At 46.3% G+C, this 20,123-nt stretch carries 22 protein-coding genes and 1 pseudogene; 7 read left to right on the forward strand and 16 right to left on the reverse strand.

What is annotated here, in order from left to right; all coding sequences use genetic code 11:
* Nucleotides 1-119: 119 nt before the first annotated feature.
* The 4 genes and pseudogenes from RLO19_RS08570 to RLO19_RS08585 form a co-directional block, all read right to left on the reverse strand.
* A complete protein-coding gene (locus RLO19_RS08570; RefSeq protein WP_446355657.1) occupies nucleotides 120-257 on the reverse strand; it encodes a hypothetical protein in 138 nt (45 codons plus the stop codon).
* 230 nt (nucleotides 258-487) lie between these two features.
* Nucleotides 488-682, reverse strand: a complete 195-nt coding sequence (locus tag RLO19_RS08575; RefSeq protein WP_446355650.1) for a helix-turn-helix domain-containing protein — start codon at nucleotides 680-682, stop codon at nucleotides 488-490.
* A gap of 24 nt (nucleotides 683-706) precedes the next feature.
* A pseudogene (locus RLO19_RS08580) lies at nucleotides 707-928 on the reverse strand (helix-turn-helix domain-containing protein); the annotation flags it as partial.
* 55 nt (nucleotides 929-983) lie between these two features.
* Nucleotides 984-1,229: a helix-turn-helix domain-containing protein gene (locus tag RLO19_RS08585; RefSeq protein WP_446355553.1), complete on the reverse strand. Its 246-nt coding sequence runs from the start codon at nucleotides 1,227-1,229 to the stop codon at nucleotides 984-986.
* An 81-nt stretch (nucleotides 1,230-1,310) separates the two neighbouring features.
* On the opposite strand from RLO19_RS08585, the gene RLO19_RS08590 reads away from it, so the two are divergent.
* The 3 genes from RLO19_RS08590 to RLO19_RS08600 all read left to right on the forward strand — a co-directional run bounded on the left by RLO19_RS08590 (nucleotide 1,311) and on the right by RLO19_RS08600 (nucleotide 3,181).
* Nucleotides 1,311-1,577 carry a hypothetical protein gene (locus RLO19_RS08590; protein WP_446355555.1) on the forward strand — a complete coding sequence of 89 codons (267 nt, stop codon included), beginning with the start codon at nucleotides 1,311-1,313 and terminating at the stop codon, nucleotides 1,575-1,577.
* 29 nt (nucleotides 1,578-1,606) lie between these two features.
* Nucleotides 1,607-2,119: a hypothetical protein gene (locus RLO19_RS08595; RefSeq protein WP_446355652.1), complete on the forward strand. Its 513-nt coding sequence runs from the start codon at nucleotides 1,607-1,609 to the stop codon at nucleotides 2,117-2,119.
* Nucleotides 2,120-2,293: 174 nt separating this feature from the next.
* Entirely contained in the window at nucleotides 2,294-3,181 is an 888-nt protein-coding gene (locus RLO19_RS08600; protein WP_446355557.1) for a hypothetical protein, read from the forward strand.
* Between the two features lie 34 nt (nucleotides 3,182-3,215).
* Here the strand turns inward: RLO19_RS08600 and RLO19_RS08605 are convergent, their stop codons facing one another.
* Together RLO19_RS08605 and RLO19_RS08610 are read right to left on the reverse strand one after the other, a co-directional pair.
* The gene (locus RLO19_RS08605) at nucleotides 3,216-3,989 is read right to left on the reverse strand and encodes a tryptophan-rich sensory protein (RefSeq protein ID WP_446355559.1); all 774 of its coding nucleotides are present in this window, start codon (nucleotides 3,987-3,989) and stop codon (nucleotides 3,216-3,218) included.
* A 36-nt stretch (nucleotides 3,990-4,025) separates the two neighbouring features.
* A complete protein-coding gene (locus RLO19_RS08610) occupies nucleotides 4,026-4,580 on the reverse strand; it encodes a response regulator (RefSeq protein ID WP_446355560.1) in 555 nt (184 codons plus the stop codon).
* 826 nt (nucleotides 4,581-5,406) lie between these two features.
* On the opposite strand from RLO19_RS08610, the gene lipA reads away from it, so the two are divergent.
* Complete coding sequence (gene lipA / locus RLO19_RS08615; protein ID WP_446355562.1) at nucleotides 5,407-6,336, forward strand: lipoyl synthase; 930 nt, start codon at nucleotides 5,407-5,409, stop codon at nucleotides 6,334-6,336.
* A 10-nt stretch (nucleotides 6,337-6,346) separates the two neighbouring features.
* Here lipA and RLO19_RS08620 read toward each other — a convergent pair whose 3' ends face one another.
* The 4 genes from RLO19_RS08620 to zds form a co-directional block, all read right to left on the reverse strand.
* Entirely contained in the window at nucleotides 6,347-6,583 is a 237-nt protein-coding gene (locus tag RLO19_RS08620) for a hypothetical protein (protein ID WP_446355563.1), read from the reverse strand.
* Between the two features lie 314 nt (nucleotides 6,584-6,897).
* Nucleotides 6,898-7,347: an SRPBCC family protein gene (locus RLO19_RS08625; protein WP_446355565.1), complete on the reverse strand. Its 450-nt coding sequence runs from the start codon at nucleotides 7,345-7,347 to the stop codon at nucleotides 6,898-6,900.
* 211 nt (nucleotides 7,348-7,558) lie between these two features.
* Complete coding sequence (locus RLO19_RS08630; protein ID WP_446355567.1) at nucleotides 7,559-8,776, reverse strand: RNA-guided endonuclease InsQ/TnpB family protein; 1,218 nt, start codon at nucleotides 8,774-8,776, stop codon at nucleotides 7,559-7,561.
* Nucleotides 8,777-8,910: 134 nt separating this feature from the next.
* Entirely contained in the window at nucleotides 8,911-10,380 is a 1,470-nt protein-coding gene (gene zds / locus RLO19_RS08635) for a 9,9'-di-cis-zeta-carotene desaturase (RefSeq protein WP_446355569.1), read from the reverse strand.
* Between the two features lie 420 nt (nucleotides 10,381-10,800).
* Here zds and RLO19_RS08640 point away from each other — a divergent pair, with 420 nt between their 5' ends.
* Entirely contained in the window at nucleotides 10,801-11,586 is a 786-nt protein-coding gene (locus tag RLO19_RS08640; RefSeq protein ID WP_446355570.1) for a hypothetical protein, read from the forward strand.
* Nucleotides 11,587-11,711: 125 nt separating this feature from the next.
* Here the strand turns inward: RLO19_RS08640 and RLO19_RS08645 are convergent, their stop codons facing one another.
* Complete coding sequence (locus RLO19_RS08645) at nucleotides 11,712-13,001, reverse strand: extracellular solute-binding protein (RefSeq protein WP_446355572.1); 1,290 nt, start codon at nucleotides 12,999-13,001, stop codon at nucleotides 11,712-11,714.
* A 254-nt stretch (nucleotides 13,002-13,255) separates the two neighbouring features.
* On the opposite strand from RLO19_RS08645, the gene RLO19_RS08650 reads away from it, so the two are divergent.
* Together RLO19_RS08650 and RLO19_RS08655 are read left to right on the forward strand one after the other, a co-directional pair.
* A complete protein-coding gene (locus RLO19_RS08650; RefSeq protein ID WP_446355574.1) occupies nucleotides 13,256-14,416 on the forward strand; it encodes an RRXRR domain-containing protein in 1,161 nt (386 codons plus the stop codon).
* 377 nt (nucleotides 14,417-14,793) lie between these two features.
* Complete coding sequence (locus tag RLO19_RS08655) at nucleotides 14,794-15,213, forward strand: hypothetical protein (RefSeq protein WP_446355576.1); 420 nt, start codon at nucleotides 14,794-14,796, stop codon at nucleotides 15,211-15,213.
* Here the strand turns inward: RLO19_RS08655 and cobT are convergent.
* The 5 genes from cobT to RLO19_RS08680 form a co-directional block, all read right to left on the reverse strand.
* Complete coding sequence (gene cobT, locus RLO19_RS08660) at nucleotides 15,204-16,319, reverse strand: nicotinate mononucleotide-dependent phosphoribosyltransferase CobT (protein ID WP_446355578.1); 1,116 nt, start codon at nucleotides 16,317-16,319, stop codon at nucleotides 15,204-15,206. The two genes, RLO19_RS08655 and cobT, sit on opposite strands and share 10 nt — an antisense overlap.
* Before the next feature lie 88 nt (nucleotides 16,320-16,407).
* A complete protein-coding gene (gene cysK / locus RLO19_RS08665; protein ID WP_446355579.1) occupies nucleotides 16,408-17,370 on the reverse strand; it encodes a cysteine synthase A in 963 nt (320 codons plus the stop codon).
* Between the two features lie 101 nt (nucleotides 17,371-17,471).
* Complete coding sequence (locus RLO19_RS08670; RefSeq protein WP_446355581.1) at nucleotides 17,472-17,969, reverse strand: DUF4278 domain-containing protein; 498 nt, start codon at nucleotides 17,967-17,969, stop codon at nucleotides 17,472-17,474.
* A 211-nt stretch (nucleotides 17,970-18,180) separates the two neighbouring features.
* Nucleotides 18,181-19,020: a DUF2232 domain-containing protein gene (locus RLO19_RS08675; RefSeq protein ID WP_446355583.1), complete on the reverse strand. Its 840-nt coding sequence runs from the start codon at nucleotides 19,018-19,020 to the stop codon at nucleotides 18,181-18,183.
* Between the two features lie 135 nt (nucleotides 19,021-19,155).
* Nucleotides 19,156-19,863 (reverse strand): Crp/Fnr family transcriptional regulator, encoded by a 708-nt coding sequence (locus RLO19_RS08680; RefSeq protein ID WP_446334768.1) that lies wholly within the window; start codon nucleotides 19,861-19,863, stop codon nucleotides 19,156-19,158.
* Nucleotides 19,864-20,123 lie beyond the last annotated feature (260 nt).

A 20,123-nucleotide genomic window follows, 5' to 3' on the forward strand; every position in this document is an offset into this window, starting at 1 on the left:
CATTTTACCACTTTTAGCTTATGGTAGAATTATAGCATAGGAAAGCTAACACTCGCAACTAAAGTTGCTTGGCTAAACGCCTCGCTCGGTTTCATCCCTCGGATAAATCACGAGGGCTTTCACCATCGCTTACCTTGTAAGGGAATTCTGGGGGGAACGGTTTCTACGAGACGCTGTAGTAATTCCGGGAGACGATCGCGGAGTGGTTCTAGGCGTTGAGCCAATTCGTCTGGTACGTGAATGGTGAGTTCAGCCATTGTTGCTTTTTCGTATCTGAAAAACTGTGAGTTTATAACCAGCTTGGATGAGTTATGTTCTCTCTATCTTATGCTAAATTGCCGCAATTGCATCTAAAATATCTTGCAGCCGTTCCGCCTCTCGCCTCATAGCATTACAGCCTCATGCAAAATGCGATCGCGACTGCGTTCTTTCAACATATCCACCGTAGCAATATCAACTTTGCGATTGAGTAGCTGTTCTAAATCAATTAATAGTCCTCCGGGAAACTAATCTTATTCAGTCCTTTCCTAATTTCGAGAATGGCATCACCTCCTGGATCTCGACTCTCATTGACCCAGTGGTGAATTGTTGATCGCCCAATACCCATTGCCACCGCCAACTTATTTTGGCTAATGCCGTAGGCTTCCAACACCTGTCTTAAAGATTTTCCTGCCTTTCGCATGGTTTCTATCGTGCCAGAGGCAAATGACTTATCTAAATACAAGCCAATAAACTCCTCGGCTGCTGCTGGATTAATCGTATTCAGTCCCTTCCTAATTTCTAAGATGGCATCGCCGACGGGATCTGCCACCTCATAAACCCAGCGGTGAACATTAGAACGCCCCACTTGCATTACCACGGCTAATCGATTTTGGGTAATGCCATAACTTTCCAAGACCTGTTTGAGTGCTTTGCCTGCTTTTCCCATGCCTCAGATTGTGTCAAAGGCTGACAACCGGATAAATGTTGACAAAACCCTTTCCCTATAACGACTCCTCACCCTCATCTGACTCATCCAGATACAACCTAATGAACTCGTCGGCTGCCGCCGGATTAATTTTATTCAGTCCTTTTCTAATTTGGAGGATAGCATCACCGGATGGATCTCGATTGTCATTAACCCAACGGTTGATACTAGAACGTCCAATACCCATCGCCACCGCCAACTTATTTTGGCTAATGCGATAGGTATCTAACACCTGCTTTAACACTGTGCCTGCTTTTCCCATGCCCTTGATTGTGTCAAAGGCTTACAATCACGTAAATGTTGACAAAGTTATACATCAAGATAAAATTAAAAGCATTGCACTTTGTCAACATCGCCGTCAACTAACGTCCTCTGGGTACATATCGAAGGATTGGGCGGTTACTTTATTAGTTACCGCAAGCTAGAACAGTGGATTGCCGCTTGTCGTACCCTAATCCGCTTCTGCCCAAACCTGGAAACCCTCAATACCCTTTGGTTACTCATCTACCAAGAATCTCAACGATACACAAAAGAAGGCTTTTCTCGACTCGAAGCCATCTGGCAACAAAGGCAAACTGATTTGCGCGATCGCTATGGCAAAATGAGGTAATCTCGGCAAACACGATTAGAAAGATAACCATAATGTTAAGAATCGGTAAAATACTCACCGCTTTATCACTCTCGCTATTTTTACTGGTGACGGCTTGTGCCGCACCATCCACCGCTCCCCCACCCTCAACCGAAGCACCTCAAACTAACACTGAGCAACCCACTCAGGCGCCCACAGGCGAACCTTTGGCTGGGGGGCAATTTAATAAATTCTTCCCCAACCCTAGCGGTGATTACCAGCGAATATTTGCCCAAGAGAAAACTGGATTTGCCGAAGCGAAGTTGAAACAGGATGGCAAGGATGTGGCGGTGCTGTCGATTAATGATTTAGCCAATAACCCAAGTGCGGCTAAGAAATTCCAGGATAGCACTAAAACAATTGCAGGCTATCCCGGTGTAGAACAGGGGAAGACACAAACTGCGATTCTAGTTCGCGATCGCTTCCAAGTCAAAGTCCAATCCCGTGACGACTCCTTTACCCCTAGCGATCGCGAGGCTTGGTTGGAAAAATTTGACCTGCAAGGATTATCCCAACTCAAATAAAATTGGTCATTTGTCAAAACACTGATTTCCCAGATTTATTGTCCAGATGCGGGTAGGGGATGAAAGCTTAGTTACACGGATTACACAGAAAGGTTAGTTCTCTATCATTCATTTGTCCTTTGTCATTGGGAACAAACTAAAGATATCATTGAAACGATTTATAGGAGACTTTACATGAGTAAATCTATTATTGAATTAGTTGATAACTTACCTCAAGGTGGGCTAACCGTTTCCGTCTTGAAAGCCTTAGACTTTGTTGCTCCCGGTGATTGGCAAAATGTAGTCGGCTTTGAAAATACCGTGCGCGAGGTGACAGGTGAAGATGATCCGGCATTAATTCAGGATATTAGTGAACGCGCTCTTTGGCTCTATAACGATAAGTCCCAAGGCTATCAACGGGCAATTTGGCTTTTTCAATCCGTTGATAGTGCGGATTTTGCCCTCGGTGCGGCTGCTTTAGCCAATAAAATTGGTGAACGAGTTTCGTTTCTGGGATTTTTAAATCGGTTGACGCCCAAAGCTGATACGGCACAAACCATCGATCTGTGTTTAAAAGTTGTGGCAGAATTGGTGGCGTTTTGTCAAATTAACGGCATTCCTGGAGACAGTATTGGGGATTTTGTCAATGCTTTAGCCGATTATAGCGGTGAGTCAATGATCCGGATGGCGGGGCTCATCTGTATTGATGGTTTGATTCCCCTGGGTCCCGATTTCATTCAAGTGGCGCAATCGACTCTTTCTGGGTTAAGTCCCTCTGGCTTAGAACAAAATTCAACCTTCCAACAAATCAGTAGTTTAATTCCAGGAAATAGTTCTCAAGGAAAGCTGAACTTTATTGGGGAAAGCTTCGATGCGGTGAAAGGTTGGATGGGTGGCGTCGTCGCCGCGAGAGGGTTGACACCCAAAAAGGTGGTTAATCACCTGCAAGGATTTGTGGAAATTGCGGATGATAAGTTGGACTATCTTGCCGCATTCTTAGACACGTCAACGAATTATTACGAACATACTGGCACTCAAACCGTCGCCCGTCGTTTAATCGAACGAGCAGCGGCTGAAATTTGATAGTCTGTTTCCATAAAGCCCGGTTCTAAAACATTTAGGTGTGTTTCAAATTCCTCACCCAGGTAAATAACAAAAGCGCGATCGCGAATCCTCCGGCGAATCCGGAAATCAGTGGGGTATCTGTATGACGCAGTGCGATCGCACCATAAGCCCAAGCAATTACTAGGGGAAAGGCAATATCCGATCGCTGAATAATCACCGTTGCTGTGATTACCGCCCCAACCATGAGGGCAATTGCCGTCCACGCTGAAGGGTCAATCCCCCACCCACTCCAGCCGAGGTCGTAGAGTACAATTGCTACATTCAGAATTGTGGCTACACTGATCCACGCCAAATAGATACTCACAGGAATGTGAACATACCATTTCTGCTTCCGAGACACCCTGACAGAACCAATGCCCAACCGCAAATAAACTCGAATCAGTGGCACTAAAATCCCCAGCATCGCCACCAGCGACAGCGCGAACTGGCGATACTGGAACAGAAACACCCAAGCAATCTGGGCAAAACTCGCCAGCACTAAACTATAGCCCATCTGGCGCAAATGAGGATTTTGCTCCTGGTTGGGCAGTACCTGATAGATCCCCAAACTAATCAAACCCAGATAAATAATTCCCCAGATGGCAAAGGCATAGCTGGCTGGGATAATCTTAATCTCTCCAAAAATAGTATTGGAGATTTCGCCGATTGTCAGTCCACCAATCGGTGCGATATTTGCCCAGATATTAATGCCAAAAGCAGCGAGGATAGCACTTAACGTGAGAACTTGCCTAAGGCGATCTGGGTTTAAAGAGTTGAACTGTTTCATGTTACCGCCGAGTTAAAATCTCGGTTATGCTGGAGGTCACTTAAGTTTTTGTTTAATAAATGCCACGAGCTGTCCCATTTGTTTCTTCAACCCATCAATTTCTGCCTGTAAATGTTCAATTTTTGCCTTTAAGGCTTGAACTTCGTCTGATGAAACACCGGGAGCTTCAGCCGCAGGAACTTCTTCTTTGGGCGGCACAGCCATGACTGGGCGTTTTTTCGCCTTTGCCATCGCTTCCTTAATCGCATCAACCAGTTGCTTCTTTTCAAAGGGCTTTTCGACAAAGGCAAAATACTCAAATGGCTCAGGTATTTTTTCCGTTACTTCTTCCTTTCGACCTGACATTAATACCAAAGGAATGCTCTGGAGAGTACCATCACTTTGAATTTGTTGGAAAACATCCCAACCGCTCATTTTAGGGAGCAGGAAATCTAACATAATTAGATTGGGATGCTCCTGATTGATTAGATTGAGACCTTCAATACCATCTTTGGCTTCTAGCACTTCAAAGTTACCGGGCGGCAACATTTCTTTAACGCGCATCCGGATGACTCGACTGTCATCAATAACTAATATTTTATGGCTTGCCACGACTGACTCCTTTGGAGAGGTAAAAGAAAAACGTCTTAAGCCCAGGTAGAGCAGACCCCATAATTCCACTCAGACAGACCTTACAGAGTCTGTTTCTGGGAAAACAACGGATGACCGACCCACACCTGTAACTTTTTTGCTGTTTTGAGATCGAACCCAAAAGCACTCATCGAAAATTGAGGTTGGTAAGGGGGCGAATGGAAACCCCTGTCATTTATGTATGGGGAGGATCTTGCCCTCTTACATAAACAGCAGTCCGACAGGACTTCCTTTGAGTGAGAAGCTGTTGGTATCCATTACCCTCGTGTAGACGACTGCATATTTGAATTGAAACCCCTACCGCCTTGGATTTACTTGCCGCGTTCGATGTATTGCATTCACCTTTCGTCTGGGCAATTACAGACTCGTGTTTTCAAGCTGTACGCATAGGGGTTAATTTTTGGGGTATGGTTGCCCCTAACTTCCGTTTCCGGAGTGACGTTAGCTTCGCCAATGTTATGCCTCGGTACTATCTCCAACACACTGGTTTAACCCTGTAAGCCTGTTTAATGCTGGAGTTGTAGAGCTACAAACTAGCTACGAATTTGTAGGTACGAACTTTAACTCTTGGGCATAACGTAGACCGCGTAGGTCTTAGGCTGGTCAGGTATGGGCTAAATTCCAAGCCCCCGCCTTTAGGCGTGGGGTTCCTGACTGTCCATGATTCTAGATTAATCTGCTTGGTTGGTTGAGAGCAAAACTCGGATCGCATCAGAGTCCGAGTAAAATGCTTTACCATTTGTATCGTAAAGAGTAACACTCTTGCTGATAGCTCATCAAAATTACTATGGATTTGCCTACTCAACCCAATCTGTCTGCTAAAAACCTTTGGCGAGAGGAAATTACTGCCCTACCGACTTGGTTGCGACGCCCCATTGGTAACGCCAGTGATATCTCCACGGTGCAGCGCATTGTTAAACAACGGCAAATTCACACGATCTGTGAAGAGGGGCGCTGTCCCAATCGGGGGGAGTGTTATGCTAACAAAACTGCGACCTTTTTGCTAATGGGTCCAACCTGTACCCGTGCTTGTGCTTTTTGTCAAGTGGATAAGGGTCATTCTCCTATGCCTCTTGATCCCGAAGAACCCCAGAAAATTGCCGAATCGGTTCAGTTATTGGGGTTGCAGTATGTGGTACTGACATCAGTAGCGCGAGATGATTTACCGGATCAGGGCGCAGGTTGGTTTGTTGCCACAATGGATGCCATCCGGCGACTGAATCCAGATACTCAAATTGAGGTGCTAACGGCAGATTTTTGGGGCGGGAGAGGTACAGACAATCAAACTCCAACCGAGTTGCAGCGCCAACGGGTGAAAACAGTGGTTCAGGCGCATCCCGCTTGTTATAACCACAACATTGAAACCGTAAAACGACTGCAAGGACAAGTGCGCCGGGGTGCCCAATATGAGCGATCGCTGGATGTTCTGCGCCTCGTCAAAACCCTTGACCCGACAATTCCCACGAAGTCAGGATTGATGTTGGGACATGGAGAGACGGAAGCTGAGGTGATAGAAGCCATGGAGGATTTGCGCCGCGCTGAATGCGATCGCCTCACCCTAGGACAATACATGCGTCCTTCTCTGGAACACCTGAGAGTGCAACGCTATTGGACACCAGAGGAATTTGACCGACTCGGTGCGATCGCCAAAGACATGGGTTTCACTCATGTCCGTTCTGGTCCCTTGGTTCGCAGTTCCTACCACGCGGGTGAATGACCAGAATTCATCAAGCCTTGTCGTGTGTCGTTCGCCCACCGATATTCAGCCCTGGATCGAGAGGAACACCAGTTCCATAAGATTCAGTCACTTCCTGGGGCAAATTGGAAATAATTGGTTCCTCGGTATCTTCATCTTCTACCGGTGTATCCGAAACTAGGTCAGTATCTTCGATGGGTACATCAGAAAGATTTCCGGCTTCGTTTGGATGGAGTTCTTGGTTGGGTTTACGAGTCATATCAGCCATAATGTTTCTGTCAATCCTGGGAATATCTATAACTGCAACCTATCTTAAGATTTGAGTCAATCGAATCTGCAAATAGGATGAAAATTTAGCCGTCTCGATCATGGAACGGCACAACTGGTTATAGTTGGTTGATTAAGCTAGCCGAAAGATATATCGAAGTCTGCTTCGTTGACAAATCTTATACAGCGCGATCGGCGCATAAATACCTATGACTGTACCCAGGATAAGGTGTGCGATCGGCTCAATGGGAAGCATCGCCTATTGGTAATCTAATCGATGAGCTGTGACCCATTAACAATCAACAATCACTATTATTAACTTTGGATTTTAAGCGCATATTCCCGGAATCGCTCCAAATCTGCTTGAATCGTAGACTCGACAATTTGACCTAAGAACAAACCATCCATCAACTTACCCAAAATGCCAGGAATATCGTAAGCCACAGTAAGTTTAACAACACTACTTCCGTGGCGATCATAAAAGCGTACTGCACCCCGATTAGGCAAACCATCCACAGATTCCCACTGAATAATCTGATGGGGTACTAATTTTAGAATGCGGGAGAGCCAGCTAAATTCAAAGCCACTGCTGGCGAGTTTCCAACGGGATAAATCTGGATTGTCTTCGAGGACTTGTACCGAGTCAATCCACTTCATCCAGCGAGGCATTTGCTCTAAATCAGACCAGAGGCTCCAAACGGTTTCCATTGGCACCTCGACTTCAACCTGTACACTGTGTTCTAACCAGTCAGATTTATTTGTCATTTGTTTATGTCATTTGTCAGGGAACAGGTAATTCAAATTCATAATTCATAGCAAGTTAGTTGTAGATCATAATAGTAGTTTCTCTCCCCCTGCTTCCCCTGCAAGGGCGGGTTTAGTCACGTTATCGGTTGTTTCCAGAACGTTATCTGTAAAACCCGCCCCTACATCCCGAGCTTCCCCGGTTCTCAGATAACTTGTGAACTACTCAGGCTTACTTCGTAGAAGCCTGAGCTTCTGATTTCACAGGGAATTGCGTCAGCTTAGATTTACGCCCAAGCTTCGGTCTCACATCCCCTCCATCAGCAGTAGTCCCAGTCCCTGAGACCAATAAAATTCTGATGCCTTCTGCTCTAATATTTGCTGAAGCATTGCCGTCTCTATCATGGTGAGTGCCACAACTAGGGCAAGTCCATGACCTAACCTCTAAGGGCATCTCGTCTACCTGATAATGGCAGTTTGAGCAGAGTTTAGAACTAGGGAACCATCGGTCAATTTCTACCAGTACCTTACCCTCTTCTTCAAGCTTGTACGATAGGAAATTGACGAACATCCCCCAGCCCACATCAGAAATAGATGCAGCTAGTTTGTGGTTACGAACCATGCCCTTGGTATTCAGACTTTCGACTACGATGACTTGGTTTTCGTCAACAAGCTTTCTGGACAGCTTATGCAGGTAGTCTTGACGGACATTACTAACTCGTTCGTGAACCTTAGCTACCAGTTTTCTGGCTTTATTCCTTGAGTTGCTTCCTTTCTCCTTTCTGTCTAATTTCCGTTGTTTCCGCTTTAGATTGCGTTCATGTTTGGCTAAGTGCTTGGGATTAGCATATTTAGAGGTTTTGACCCCATCATTGACAATAGCGAAGTTCTTCAGCCCTAGATCAATCCCAACTACCAAGCCATCGGTGTTAGTCGGCGGGTTATTCCCTTCTACCTCGGTCAAGACGGATGCAAAATACTTGCCCGATGGCGTCATACTTACCGTTACCGTCTTGATTGTTCCCTGAATGGGGCGGTGTATTCTTGCCTTAACTTTTGCCACGCGACCCGGAAACTTAAGACAATCACCTGCAACTTTGACCGATTGAGGATACTGAATGGACTGCTTATTCCTTTTAGCTTTGAACCTTGGATATTTGGCTCTACCATCGAAAAAGTTTTTGTAGGCAGTCACTAGGTTGAGCGTAGTAGCCTGTAACACCTGAGAATAACACTCAGATAACCAACACCTTTCCTCCTGTCTCTTTAGTTTAGGTAAGAGTGCATTCAATGCAGAACGGTTCAAGCCTTTGCCCGTTAACTGGTAAGTTTCAATGCACAAATTGAGTGCATAATTCCACCACCAGCGACTACAGCCAAAGTGTTGAGCTAGTATCACTTGTTGTTCAGTTGTCGGGTACAGCCTTACCTTGACGGCTTGATGTCGCATTGTTTATCACCTCTTCTTACCAGTATATACTATTTAGGGTAAGGCTGTCCGGAAGATGGGAAATTGAGGAACGAAATTTCCCACTGTCCATCCTCACCCTACGAGAGTTGAGGGTGAGGACTTCCGTGATCACGTTAAGTCGTGGTAACCAGGGTTGGTTCTACAGGTTTTTGTACATGTTCTAGAATCGCCTTAGCTGCACGCCGCCCGGATAGGGTTGCTCCTTCCATACTATCGATGTAATCTTGTTGGGTGTAGCTCCCTGCTAAGAAGAAGTTGCTCACTGGGGTTTTTTGGTTAGGGCGATAGGAGTCCATTCCTGGAGCTTCTCGGTAAAGAGATTGAGCTAATTTAACCACACTGTACCAGGTCATGTTCAATTCCCGCGAAGAAGGGAAGAGTTCGTGGACTTGCTGGAGGACATGTTGGGCGATGGATTCATTATTTTGCCGGATAAAGGGATCACCGGGTGTTAGTACTAATTGTAACAGTGACCCTTGTCCTTCTTTGTAATAGTCACTGGGGCTGGTTAAGGCTAAGTCGGCAAAGCAGGAGAAGTCCGCATCGGGAGTATAGAGGAGATTATCCATCCCCGCCGCTTGTGCCAGTTGCTTCCGTTTTTGAGCATCATGGAGTTCTGTTACCCAGCCATCAAAGCGCAGTTGCACGGTGGCGACAGGTACAGTGTCTAGCTGGTAGAGATTGTCAAACTCTGACCATTTGCGCCATGATTCTGGCAACAGACGCTGCACTCCAGGTACATCGGCGGCGCAAACGTAAGCATCAGCGGTAATGGTTTCTTCGCTTTCACCTTGGGCGATGACTAAACCTGTCACATTAGCTGAGTCTCCTGTCTCGGTGTAGAGGATTTCTCTCACCCGTCGCCTGGTATAAATTTTTGCCCCTCGCGCTTCGAGGTAATTAATAATCGGTTGATGTAAATATTCATTCGGCGAACCTTCCAGCATCCTGAGAATTGATGCTTCTGTTCTGGCTGCAAAGAACTGGAAGATTGTCAACATGCAACGGGCAGAGATATTCTCTGTATCGATAAAACCGAGGGCGTAGGCGATGGGATTCCACATCCGTTTTAAACTGCCGTTAGATCCCCCATGCTTGCGGAACCAGTCGGCAAAGCTAATTTTATCCAAGTCGCGAATCGTTTGCATTGCCCCGTCAAAGTCGATCAAGCCGCGTACTAGGGGACTGGTTCCGAGTGCGATCGCGTTTTGTAGCTTATCCTGAAGTGATAGCTGGGAGGTGGTGAAAAAGGCTTTGAGTCCATTAAATGGCGCTCCTGTGATAAAGCGAAAGTCTAGCGCTCCCGTGCGTCCACCACGATTAATAAAGGTATGGGTATGTTCTTTGAGACGTAGGTTCTCCAACGCCCCTACCTGGTTCATTAAGTCAAACAAGTTGTAGTAGCAGCCAAAAAAGACGTGCAACCCCATCTCGATGTGATTGCCCTCGGCGTCTACCCAACTGCCAACTTTGCCGCCCACGAATGGACGGGATTCAAAGATTTCTACATGGTGTCCGGCATCGACTAATTCTACAGCCGTCGCCATTCCGGCAAGTCCTGCCCCAACGATCGCAACGCGCATCGTAGCTCTTCCTTTTCAGTTTTCTTTACAGATTGTAATAGAATTTGGTATCCAAATGCAGCATATAGGCTTGCGATCGCCGTTTTGTTTGGTGGGATGAAATCTTGATAAAGTTGGCTAAACAGAGTTGCTGATGTCAGCCAATAGGAATTAGAATGTACAAAGTGTCTTACATGTTATACAGTAAGTATTACAGACTTACCAGTCTACAAAAATTGGGTAAGGCAAATATCTTGCCAAAGAGAAAGCAGGAAAGGTTACTCAATCTGAACATCAGGGTTGCTAGTTACAGATAGAACACCCAACAAAGTCTTTCTACAGGCTCAGCCTCCTAGACGTGAGCCTAACTCTAACTGAGCCGACAGGCAATAGCAGTTTTAATGTCACTGTTTTTGCTTAATCATTTTTAATGCAACTCAAATGTGTTTGAACAACAAAGAACGTAAAAGAGAGGAAGAGAAGGTATTACTATCTTCCCTAGCGGTTGAAGTCGATACTATTTTTTTGAAACTTCGCAAAGCGGATCAAGTCATTCGGAATGAACTTAATTTACTAAATTATCCCAGCATTAAATCCTTTGAAAAGAGCTGGATTGAGCCAATCCATGTCGAAGAACTAAAAAAGATTATTTATAAAATTCCACCTCAACATTTATTGGTAGATGAGTATGTTCTCTACATGCTTGACAGCCAAACAACTAGTATATTCGATTTAGTTGAAGATTATAATCATTCCCTAGAACACCGCAATAAACTGCAACAAAGCAATGATTGTAGTACCCTAAAGAATGTCGATGAACAGTTAGGTTATTCGATTCGACGTTTGGGGGCGATGATCTATCATTTAAATATTCATTTAAATTTGCTAACTGTCTTGTTAGTTAAAGCCCCGATTCTCACCGAGCATCAACAAATCGTTATTAACGACAGCAAAGATAAGTTAGAAAAAAATCTGCTGGATGATTGGGATAAATGGCACGACAATGTTCGGTTTATAGAAATCACCATTGATGAACCTTATGCGATTGTAACGTGGGCAATGGAAGATCTTTGTGGAGATGCCCTTCTTCAGCAGGATCGAGGCGGTTGGCAATTGATGACGATCAGTACAAGCCGATTCGACACGAAAGCCTTGGAACCCGTAAATATTTCCTTGGATGCAGCTCAACGCTTGCTCAAGCGTCATTACCAGAAACTTGAATATTAATTCCTTCTTCTTCGGCAGCATATCAAAGCAAACACCAAACATTTTTCTAGGTTAGATTGACGTTAGGAAACCCGACAAAATCCCAGGCTAAAGCCTTTACTACGAACCAAATCTTGTCCGACGCCTTAGACAAATCGGATTGTGCGAATTTCTCGCCATAGTTCTTGGTACTGCTCAATCGCTTCTTGGGGTAAAGGATGCAGAAATTCACTGGCGTTGAGGATAGAGGGTTCTGGTAAAAGTATCGAACTGTTTTGCAGTTGGTTTGGTAACGTAGCCGGATTCAGGCTAACCATTATCGGTGAAGCCCCATGAGTTAATAAAGAAATGTCAATCGCGGATTGTTTTTGCCAGCAAAAATTAATCCATTGCTGGGATAATGATGTGAACGTTTCTGAGTCTGGCGATTCAGCCGCCGTCTCTTGCACAGCAGGTTGTACCCACACATCTGCCCAAAGGGATGTTCCTGAACGAGGAACGACGGATTGAATTTGGCGATCGCGTCCGCGCAGGGATAATATATCGGTAGACCAACCCACGGCTAGCCAAGTATCGCCTAAAATCAGGGGTTCTAGGTAGTGATCTGAACTGTAAAGTTTAACCTGTTTATGTAGCTCTAAGAGTTCGGTTTTCAGATTGGGGACTTGACTCAAGTTGGCGGTATTATAGGAGAATCCTAATTTTTTCAAGGTCAACCCAATCACCTCTCGCGGACTATCGAGTAACGAGATGCGATCGCGTAATTCTTTTCGCCACAAGTCACTCCAATCCGTCGGGGTCCACCCTAATTCCTCAAACTTATCGCGGCGATAGGCAATAACCACTGTCCCCCAGCGATAGGGTGCGCCCCAAATTAATCCCGATTCATCAAGTTGTCCTTGGCGATTGCGTCTGACAATTGCTTGCCAACGGGGGGGTAACTGTTGCCATCCCGGTAATTCTAACAGTTCTAGGGGTTGAATCAGTTGCTGCTCAATGGCTGATTCTAACCAATAACTTCCTAATGTGACCAAATTTGCGATCGCGGGTGGCTGGCGACTAATCAGAGGAATAGGAAACCGCTGCGGGGATTCTGGGTTCTGTGCTTGTCGTTTCCACACCAAAAGGTGCTCGTATATATCCTTAAGCTGGGCTTGTGGGTCAAACTTGAGCCTCACGGGTGAGTTTAGGGTTTGGCGAAATTCAGCCAATAGCTGAACGGGAATTGAATCTTGCAACAGTTCTACATTCAAAGCCGTTGGCTGTCTATTGCCACACCCAGACGCCAATTGCCCCAGTGCTAGGGCGCTAGCGCCCATTAGAAAGGGGCGTCGTTTCATCCCGAAAATCCAGTAAATTGATGGAATGGATGCGTGTTCTTTCAACAAACTAACATAATTTTTGTGTTCTTTGAGACGGACAGTAAAATAACCCATCTGTTATACAAGTGACCAGTGACCCGTGACTCGTTCATGAACCGCGCCTTACTTCGTGAAGACGCGGATTGGCAGAGGGAACCTGCCAGGAAGTCATGAATAGGGCATAAGTTGGTAGGGGATAACCACTTCCAAGCATTTCTCTAGCTTGGCTTAAATGTAGGTCTAGGAATCTCTAGGCACTGGGTAAGTCCAGGACACACCCCTATCAATGCCTTAAGAGACGTAAACATTTACACGAATGGATTATCTCTATGAATCGTGTTCCAGTAGTTAGCAAAGAAGGAAAACCACTGATGCCTACCAAACCCTCCAGGGCTAGACGGTGGGTCAAAGAAGGTAAGGCAGTGGGGAAATGGTCAGACCTGGGCGTCTATTATTTCCAGCTCACCACATCACCATCGGCTGAGGAGGTGCAACCAATTGCTGTTGGAGTGCTCCCTTGTAAGTCCTACTCCGGTGTCGGTGTCCAGTCCGCTAAATGTACCCTGCTACAACTACACCTGATCCTCCCTTTTGGGCGGGTCAAGAAACGGATGGAAACCCGCGCCATGCTGCGACGGGGGCGACGGGGACGGCGGATTAACCGAGATGACCCATTCAGGCAACGTAACCATCGGCAATGCAGGTTTGATAATCGCAAAGGTCACAAAATACCCCCATCCATTAAAGCCTCCCGGCAGTTGGAGTTACGGACAGTTATGGAATTGGCGGCTATCTTCCCGGTGACAGCGATTGGTTATGAGCGGGTCAGAGCCGACATAGACCTTTCCCAACGCAAACGTGCTAAATCGGGTAAGGGCTTCTCTCCGGTGATGACGGGTCAGAATTGGGCGATATCCCAGATGGAAAAAATCGCCCCTGTCTATGTCCGGCATGGTTGGCAAAAGGATGGGAACGGCACGTCTCAACTCCGAACCCAACTGGGGTCAGAGAAGGATAAGGCTAACAAGTCCAGAGCTAAACCGGAGACTCACGCGGTTGATGGGGTGACACTGGCTTGCGGGTACTTTGTCAAGTATGTCCCGTTCGCTGGTTCTAACTCCCATGGTTACACCCACAAGGGTAGCGTTAACGTGACCCCTTCCCCATTTAAAACCATCACCCGTCCTGGTGCGGTGAAGCGGGGGAAAGAGTATGGGTTCTTCCGTCGTCAATTACACTTTGAAGTACCGGATAAGTCGGGGGTAAGGAAGCGTAAGGGTGGAACGATTACACCATTTGGTCTAAGGATTGGTGATTTGGTAAGAGCAGAGAAATCCGGAAAAGTCTACATTGGCTATGTTGGTGGGTTCACCGACACTCAAAAGACTAAAAATATTTCCGTTTGCGACTACACATGGAAACGTATTGGTCAATTTGCCCCTAGTAAAGTTGAGTTAATCAGGAGAAATAATGGCTTATGTGTAGCTTAGGCAAGAACTGGATGCCTCCATTCTTCCGGCATCCCGCTATCCTTCCTCACCCTACGAGAGTTGAGGGTGAGGACTCCCGCGAATACGTTGAGGGAATCGGGGAAATTATCCAGAGTTCGGTCTTAGTTGAAGGCGCAATTGTTAATAAAACATTAAATAGTTAGATTGGCGACATTAAAGCAAGACAAAGGTAAAATCTGGGAAAAAAGGCGATAAACGCCCAAGATAAATCATTTTGGGGTTGACTGAATCACTGTCAGTTGTCCCCGACCAAAAATCAGCAGGACATCGGGGTAAGAATTGTCTCAAATAGTTAAATGAATCAGCACGAATAGAATTTTCGAGTATAAATTGATTAGCATGAAGTAGAACTCGCTATGGAAATTGGTAAGCAGATGGATAGAATTCAACAACAAATCACCCTCCTAAATCATAAAGTTGATGCCATATATCAAATTATCGAGCAGCTCGACCAAAAACTTTCCCAGTGTCTGCCTACAGTCAAGCCGATGTTAACCGTAGACTCTGAGCTACAAGCATCAACCGAAAAGGTTAATGACATCCCCGTCTACGCGAATCCAAAACTGCTTGACTCAGTAATGGAACATAAAGATATCCTGATTGAGGATACTGGTGAAGTATCTCAATTTCATAGGAATCACAACGGAAATCATCATCCAGAGAATCCCCTATCCGCCGATGTACAAGTGCAACGCCTCACTGCCCAATTGACCGCCGCCTACAATCGCATTGCGGCTTTAGAAGAACAGCTTCTCGCCCGCAGAATTCACTCTTGAGTGAAATAGTGGTATTGAGCCAGCAGTGTTTCAATGGCTTGTAGTAATTGAGTAGCGTTCCATCCTTGGTAAAGATGGGAGGCGATCGCACATCCTCCAGCACCGACGCCTTCCTTGACATATCCTTGTTCGTAAGCCCGTAGCTGCGGATAACTTGACTGGGCAAAACTTAAGTCGGTTGCCAAAAGGGGAACATCACCGATAGCTCGTGCTAATCCTACGGTATCACCCGTGGGATCATCTGCTACCCAGCGAGTTGTACCGACAACCACCTGCTTAGGTTGCCAATTAGCTTGAGTTTGCTGCGCCAACGCCCGTGCTAGTGCATAAACCGCCAACATTTGCGTCCCTCCAGCCAACAAAACACCAACAGTCTGACTTGCGCCAAGTACCATTCCGGCGGCTGTAATTTGCATCGGATCGCCTACGGCGGCGACTAACTCGAAGGGATCAATGAATTCTGCCAGTTTTCTTTCCCAGTCAGCCTGTTGCAGCCCGATGCGAACGATTTCTGCTTTTTGGTGATGATTACAGCGAGGATGGCTGCTATTGACTTTACCCATAGCGGCAATACCTAACCCTGTTAGGACACTCAAAGCCGTTGTGGTTCCGCCAACCACGCATTCAGCAATCATTACATATCCGTCTACGGCAACGGTTGCTAGTTTTTGACCCCAGATTAAGCCTTGATCAAATAGATGTTTTACGGTGCTGATGGGCAAGGCTTTTCCCGTGGTCAAACAGTTAGCGGGTAAACCCTCTAAATCTATAGCTGGGACGGCTGGGGGTTGGGGTAAACCCGCATTGAATAGATAAACGGGAAGGGAACAAGCCTCGACGACAGCGCGAGAAATTAGCACAGGGGATGCCCCAGCATCCAAGGGAGGTAGAGGATATTGAGGATTGGGGGTAAAACCATTAACTAAGAATTCAGCATCCGCTACTGCTGTATACTTACGATCCTCTGGGGTTGCCCCAGCCGCAGAAATGCCGGGGATCAACCCTGTTGCCGTAAATCCTAAAATACAAGCAAGTAGGGGAGGTTGTCCCCGATACTGCTGCAACCATTGATTTCCTTGGATGAATTGGGTATAGATTCGGATCACGCCTGTCCTTTAGCTGAATCGACGAGAAGCCCAGCGCTGTACCCAAAGGGTGACGCGGTTCGGATCAATGATCAATGACCAATGACAATTAAACTAGGACAGGTGTTTCGGTTTGATCGAGTTCTCGAAACAAAGGCGTACTCAGATAGCGTTCACCAAAACTGGGTTGTACCATAACAATTAACTTACCTGCATTCTCCGGACGTTTCGCCACCTGAATCGCGGCACATAACGCAGCGCCGGAGGAGATTCCAGATAACAACCCTTCTTCTCGTGCCAAACGGCGAGCAAAAGCGATGGCATCTTCATCACTAACTTGAAGCACTTCATCAATCAGTTCTGTACGCAACACTTGAGGGACGAAGCCAGCACCAATCCCTTGAATCTTATGGGGTCCAGCTTGTCCGCCAGAGAGAACTGGACTACTGATGGGTTCGACTGCGATCGCGACAAAATCGGGTTTACGTTGCTTGAGAACTTCGGCAATGCCGGTAATTGTACCACCAGTGCCAACCCCAGCGATCAGGATATCGACCTGACCCTCTGTATCTGCCCAAATTTCTTCAGCCGTTGTCTCTCGATGGATTTGGGGATTGGCTGGGTTTTGGAACTGTTGCAGCATAAAGGCTTCAGGAGTACTTTCGGTAATTTCGTTGGCTCTGCGAATTGCTCCTTTCATCCCCTCGGTTCCCGGTGTTAGCTCTAGTTTTGCACCATAAGCTTTCAACATCGATCGCCGTTCTAGGCTCATCGTATCGGGCATAGTCAAGATTAGCTGATACCCTTTCGCGGCGGCTACCATCGCTAGGGCGATACCAGTATTCCCCGATGTCGGTTCCACTAAAACTGTTTTCCCTGGCTGAATCTGACCCGCTGCTTCCGCCGCCCGAATCATACTCATCCCAATGCGGTCTTTCACAGAAGCGGCTGGGTTCATTCCCTCCAGTTTCACCACAATTGTCCCCACACATCCCTCTGCTTGAGGAATTCGGTTGAGCTGAATTAGGGGAGTGCGACCGATCACTTCTGTGATGTCATGAGCAATTCGCATAGTTTCTCCTTATCAAAGAGTCATCATACCAAGTTGCGTTCTAACCTGTCTTATGACAGATTAACTCTTTGAGAGCAACTTGGTATCACGTCTGGGTTAATCTATCCTAGCCCGTTACTCCAATTACTGTTTTGGGTTAATTCCTGTTCTTTAACCACGGGTATCACCGATTTGTGCTCGCTAACGCTAACACCTCGATACTTTAAGGTTGAACTCGTTGACGTAGCTGGAGGTTTCACCAAATGGTGAACTCTCAAAGCCTGACCCCGATATTTTCCGATCACCTCATCTTCCGTTACCTCAACCTGGGCAGGGGTTAGGTCATAGTTAACGCCTCGATAAACTAACTTGACGTTTTTCTCATCCGGCAATGATGACTCTGTGACGGGCGCAGACGATGAAGAACTGCGTCTATGATTACTGAGAATGACCACGACTAGCAGCAATAATTGAATTTGCCAAGGTGCTAAACATAACGTTACAAGTAAGCTAATTAAGGCAACGGCGGCGGCAATATAAGCCATTTCATTAGCCAAATGTTTAAAAAGATAGGCGGCGACGAGAAAAATCCCCAGGGGAATGATAAATAATAAAGACATATCAAGTGACCTGTAACCTACTTAATCTGTTATCTTAGCGAATTACCAAAGTATCAACAGGGGAGCAGGGCTTGCTGTAGCAATATTGACAGATACCTTATTCATCATTCGTCATACTCGCTCCCGCAAAGAAGCCAGCTACGTCTTATGTAAGGGTTTGAAGACTATTTACACAACTTAACATCTTTCGGTTTATTTCCACCTACTGATTTCAATAATCCAGCAAAACTTGTACCCACTGAGGCGGGCGAGGAATGGGATTTTTCAGGCGATCAAAGATGAGTAATGCCACCAGATGAACAACAAATAAATAAACGGCATTGTTGACCACAATTGCCAAAATTGCCACCACCTGAATCAAGGTTAAACTGGGCTGAGCCAGTAACCCCAGCTTGATAAATCCCCATTCCACTAACTCTGTAATTTGAGTCATCACATAAACCCACAAATCCTCACTCAGCAGAATCGAGAGCAGCCAGAATCGAAAAAAGAATCCAAAAGTTCCCAGTAGAGTCCCAATACCAATGGAAAATAACCAATTCGCTTGACGTTTCCACAATGCGCCCAACTGAACGCCCATCAAACCGTAGGGAATCAAAAAGAGAATACTGCGGGTTGGTCCTTGTAGCACCGACAGCAACAACCCTGACACCAGTGCTGCCATCCAGGAGGCTCGATGTCCCCGACGCATATACACCAAGGCAATTGGCACAGGGAAAAACATCTTTAGGACAGGACCTAGGGGAAAATAATAATTAATCAGCCAAATCAAACTAGCTGTACTGGCGAGGAACGCCGTTTCCACCATGACTACAGTGGTATTGAACTGTAGCTGTTGTTCATGAGAGGAGTTACTCGCCTTCTTTTTGCCTTGATCAGGTATTTGCCGTTCAGGTCTAGCATTGGTTGATGTTTCCGTCTCTCGGTCTAGTTCCTCGACCAAATCCCATTCGTCATGGGTATTTTCACTGGCTGAGTCCTGGGGTTGGGGTTCAGTATTCTGATCGGGATTAGGGCGAGGCGTTTGGGCATCCTCAAAAGAATCGCTCATGCAGCTTTCATAAACGCTTAATCAACCTCCACTCTAACGCCCCTTTTACCTCGAAACGATCGCCTGATCCCCTGAAGTGGATAAACCTGCCTCAAACTCTTACCCAGAACAAAGGACAAATCACCAATGACGCCTCTAAGCAATAATGCGTTCTAGTGCCGGCAGATCAGGGATAAACATAATATCATGTTCTCGCTTAATCAACCCTTTTTTTTCCAGCTTAGTCAACACCCGCGTCACCGTCTCCCGTGCTAATCCACTCAAGCTGCTTAACTCGCGATGGGGTAAGTTAGGAATCTCAGTGCCTTGCTGTTTGACTTTACCCTGACCCTCTGCCAAAAACAGGAGCGTGTCTGCCACTCGCGACGTACTATCAGACTCCCTCAGGCGCAGACGACGGTTAACTTGGCGCAAGCGCTTTGCCATAAGCTGAGACAAACGAACACCTGCTAGAGGTTCATCATGAATGAGCTGGACAAAATCTTGGGCGGGTATACTGCCAATCGTCGTAGGAGTTAAGGTAATCACATCGGTAGAACGAGGTACCTCATCCAGTGCCGCCATTTCGCCAAAAATTTCCCCCTTGCCTAAAATATTCAGGGTCACTTCTTTACCCTCCAGGTTATAAGTCCGAATCTTTGCCCAGCCCTCCAAAATGAAGTAAACCGAGCCACCCCAATCATTTTCCAGCAAAATCACTCGATCCTTTGGGTGGCTGCGAGTAACAACATGAGCCGTAGCTTGATTCACACTGGCTTCTGGTAAGCCAGCAAATAAAGGAGCAGTGCGAATTAACTCATTAACATTAGAGTTCATTGCGTGTGAGCTGTATCGATCATCCATGAAGCCAAACCACATTGTATACGCCGTGGACAAGTACGGCGATTTGTTATCCTCAAAAACTTGAGCAGGTTTCTTCCTGTTCCACAACAGACACAGGATTGAGTCGTTGTGGTGTCAGCGCCCCCCATCACCCCATCTAGACCAGCCATAATGGCAGATACAAGGGACTCATGTCCTGATCGATGACGGCGCTATACTCCCTCGAAGTGCCTTCAAAGTTAATCAGCCGCAGATTGGTACACAGCTATTATGCTTCATAT

The sequence above is a fragment of the Coleofasciculus sp. G2-EDA-02 genome (assembly GCF_040226375.1).
In the GTDB taxonomy this organism is placed as follows: Bacteria; Cyanobacteriota; Cyanobacteriia; order Cyanobacteriales; family Coleofasciculaceae; genus Coleofasciculus.

Excerpts from the sequence above, each read along its gene's own strand:
- RLO19_RS08630 (WP_446355567.1), bottom strand. The coding sequence starts at position 8,776 with ATGCGACATCAAGCCGTCAAGGTAAGGCTGTACCCGACAACTGAACAA.
- RLO19_RS08620 (WP_446355563.1), bottom strand. The coding sequence starts at position 6,583 with ATGGCTGATATGACTCGTAAACCCAACCAAGAACTCCATCCAAACGAA.
- RLO19_RS08575 (WP_446355650.1), bottom strand. The coding sequence starts at position 682 with ATGCGAAAGGCAGGAAAATCTTTAAGACAGGTGTTGGAAGCCTACGGC.
- cysK (WP_446355579.1), bottom strand. The coding sequence starts at position 17,370 with ATGCGAATTGCTCATGACATCACAGAAGTGATCGGTCGCACTCCCCTA.
- RLO19_RS08640 (WP_446355570.1), top strand. The coding sequence starts at position 10,801 with ATGTGTTTGAACAACAAAGAACGTAAAAGAGAGGAAGAGAAGGTATTA.
- zds (WP_446355569.1), bottom strand. The coding sequence starts at position 10,380 with ATGCGCGTTGCGATCGTTGGGGCAGGACTTGCCGGAATGGCGACGGCT.
- RLO19_RS08650 (WP_446355574.1), top strand. The coding sequence starts at position 13,256 with ATGAATCGTGTTCCAGTAGTTAGCAAAGAAGGAAAACCACTGATGCCT.
- RLO19_RS08655 (WP_446355576.1), top strand. The coding sequence starts at position 14,794 with ATGGAAATTGGTAAGCAGATGGATAGAATTCAACAACAAATCACCCTC.
- RLO19_RS08680 (WP_446334768.1), bottom strand. The coding sequence starts at position 19,863 with ATGGATGATCGATACAGCTCACACGCAATGAACTCTAATGTTAATGAG.
- RLO19_RS08600 (WP_446355557.1), top strand. The coding sequence starts at position 2,294 with ATGAGTAAATCTATTATTGAATTAGTTGATAACTTACCTCAAGGTGGG.
- RLO19_RS08570 (WP_446355657.1), bottom strand. The coding sequence starts at position 257 with ATGGCTGAACTCACCATTCACGTACCAGACGAATTGGCTCAACGCCTA.
- RLO19_RS08585 (WP_446355553.1), bottom strand. The coding sequence starts at position 1,229 with ATGGGAAAAGCAGGCACAGTGTTAAAGCAGGTGTTAGATACCTATCGC.
- RLO19_RS08675 (WP_446355583.1), bottom strand. The coding sequence starts at position 19,020 with ATGAGCGATTCTTTTGAGGATGCCCAAACGCCTCGCCCTAATCCCGAT.
- lipA (WP_446355562.1), top strand. The coding sequence starts at position 5,407 with ATGGATTTGCCTACTCAACCCAATCTGTCTGCTAAAAACCTTTGGCGA.
- RLO19_RS08670 (WP_446355581.1), bottom strand. The coding sequence starts at position 17,969 with ATGTCTTTATTATTTATCATTCCCCTGGGGATTTTTCTCGTCGCCGCC.
- RLO19_RS08645 (WP_446355572.1), bottom strand. The coding sequence starts at position 13,001 with ATGGGTTATTTTACTGTCCGTCTCAAAGAACACAAAAATTATGTTAGT.
- RLO19_RS08605 (WP_446355559.1), bottom strand. The coding sequence starts at position 3,989 with ATGAAACAGTTCAACTCTTTAAACCCAGATCGCCTTAGGCAAGTTCTC.
- RLO19_RS08625 (WP_446355565.1), bottom strand. The coding sequence starts at position 7,347 with ATGACAAATAAATCTGACTGGTTAGAACACAGTGTACAGGTTGAAGTC.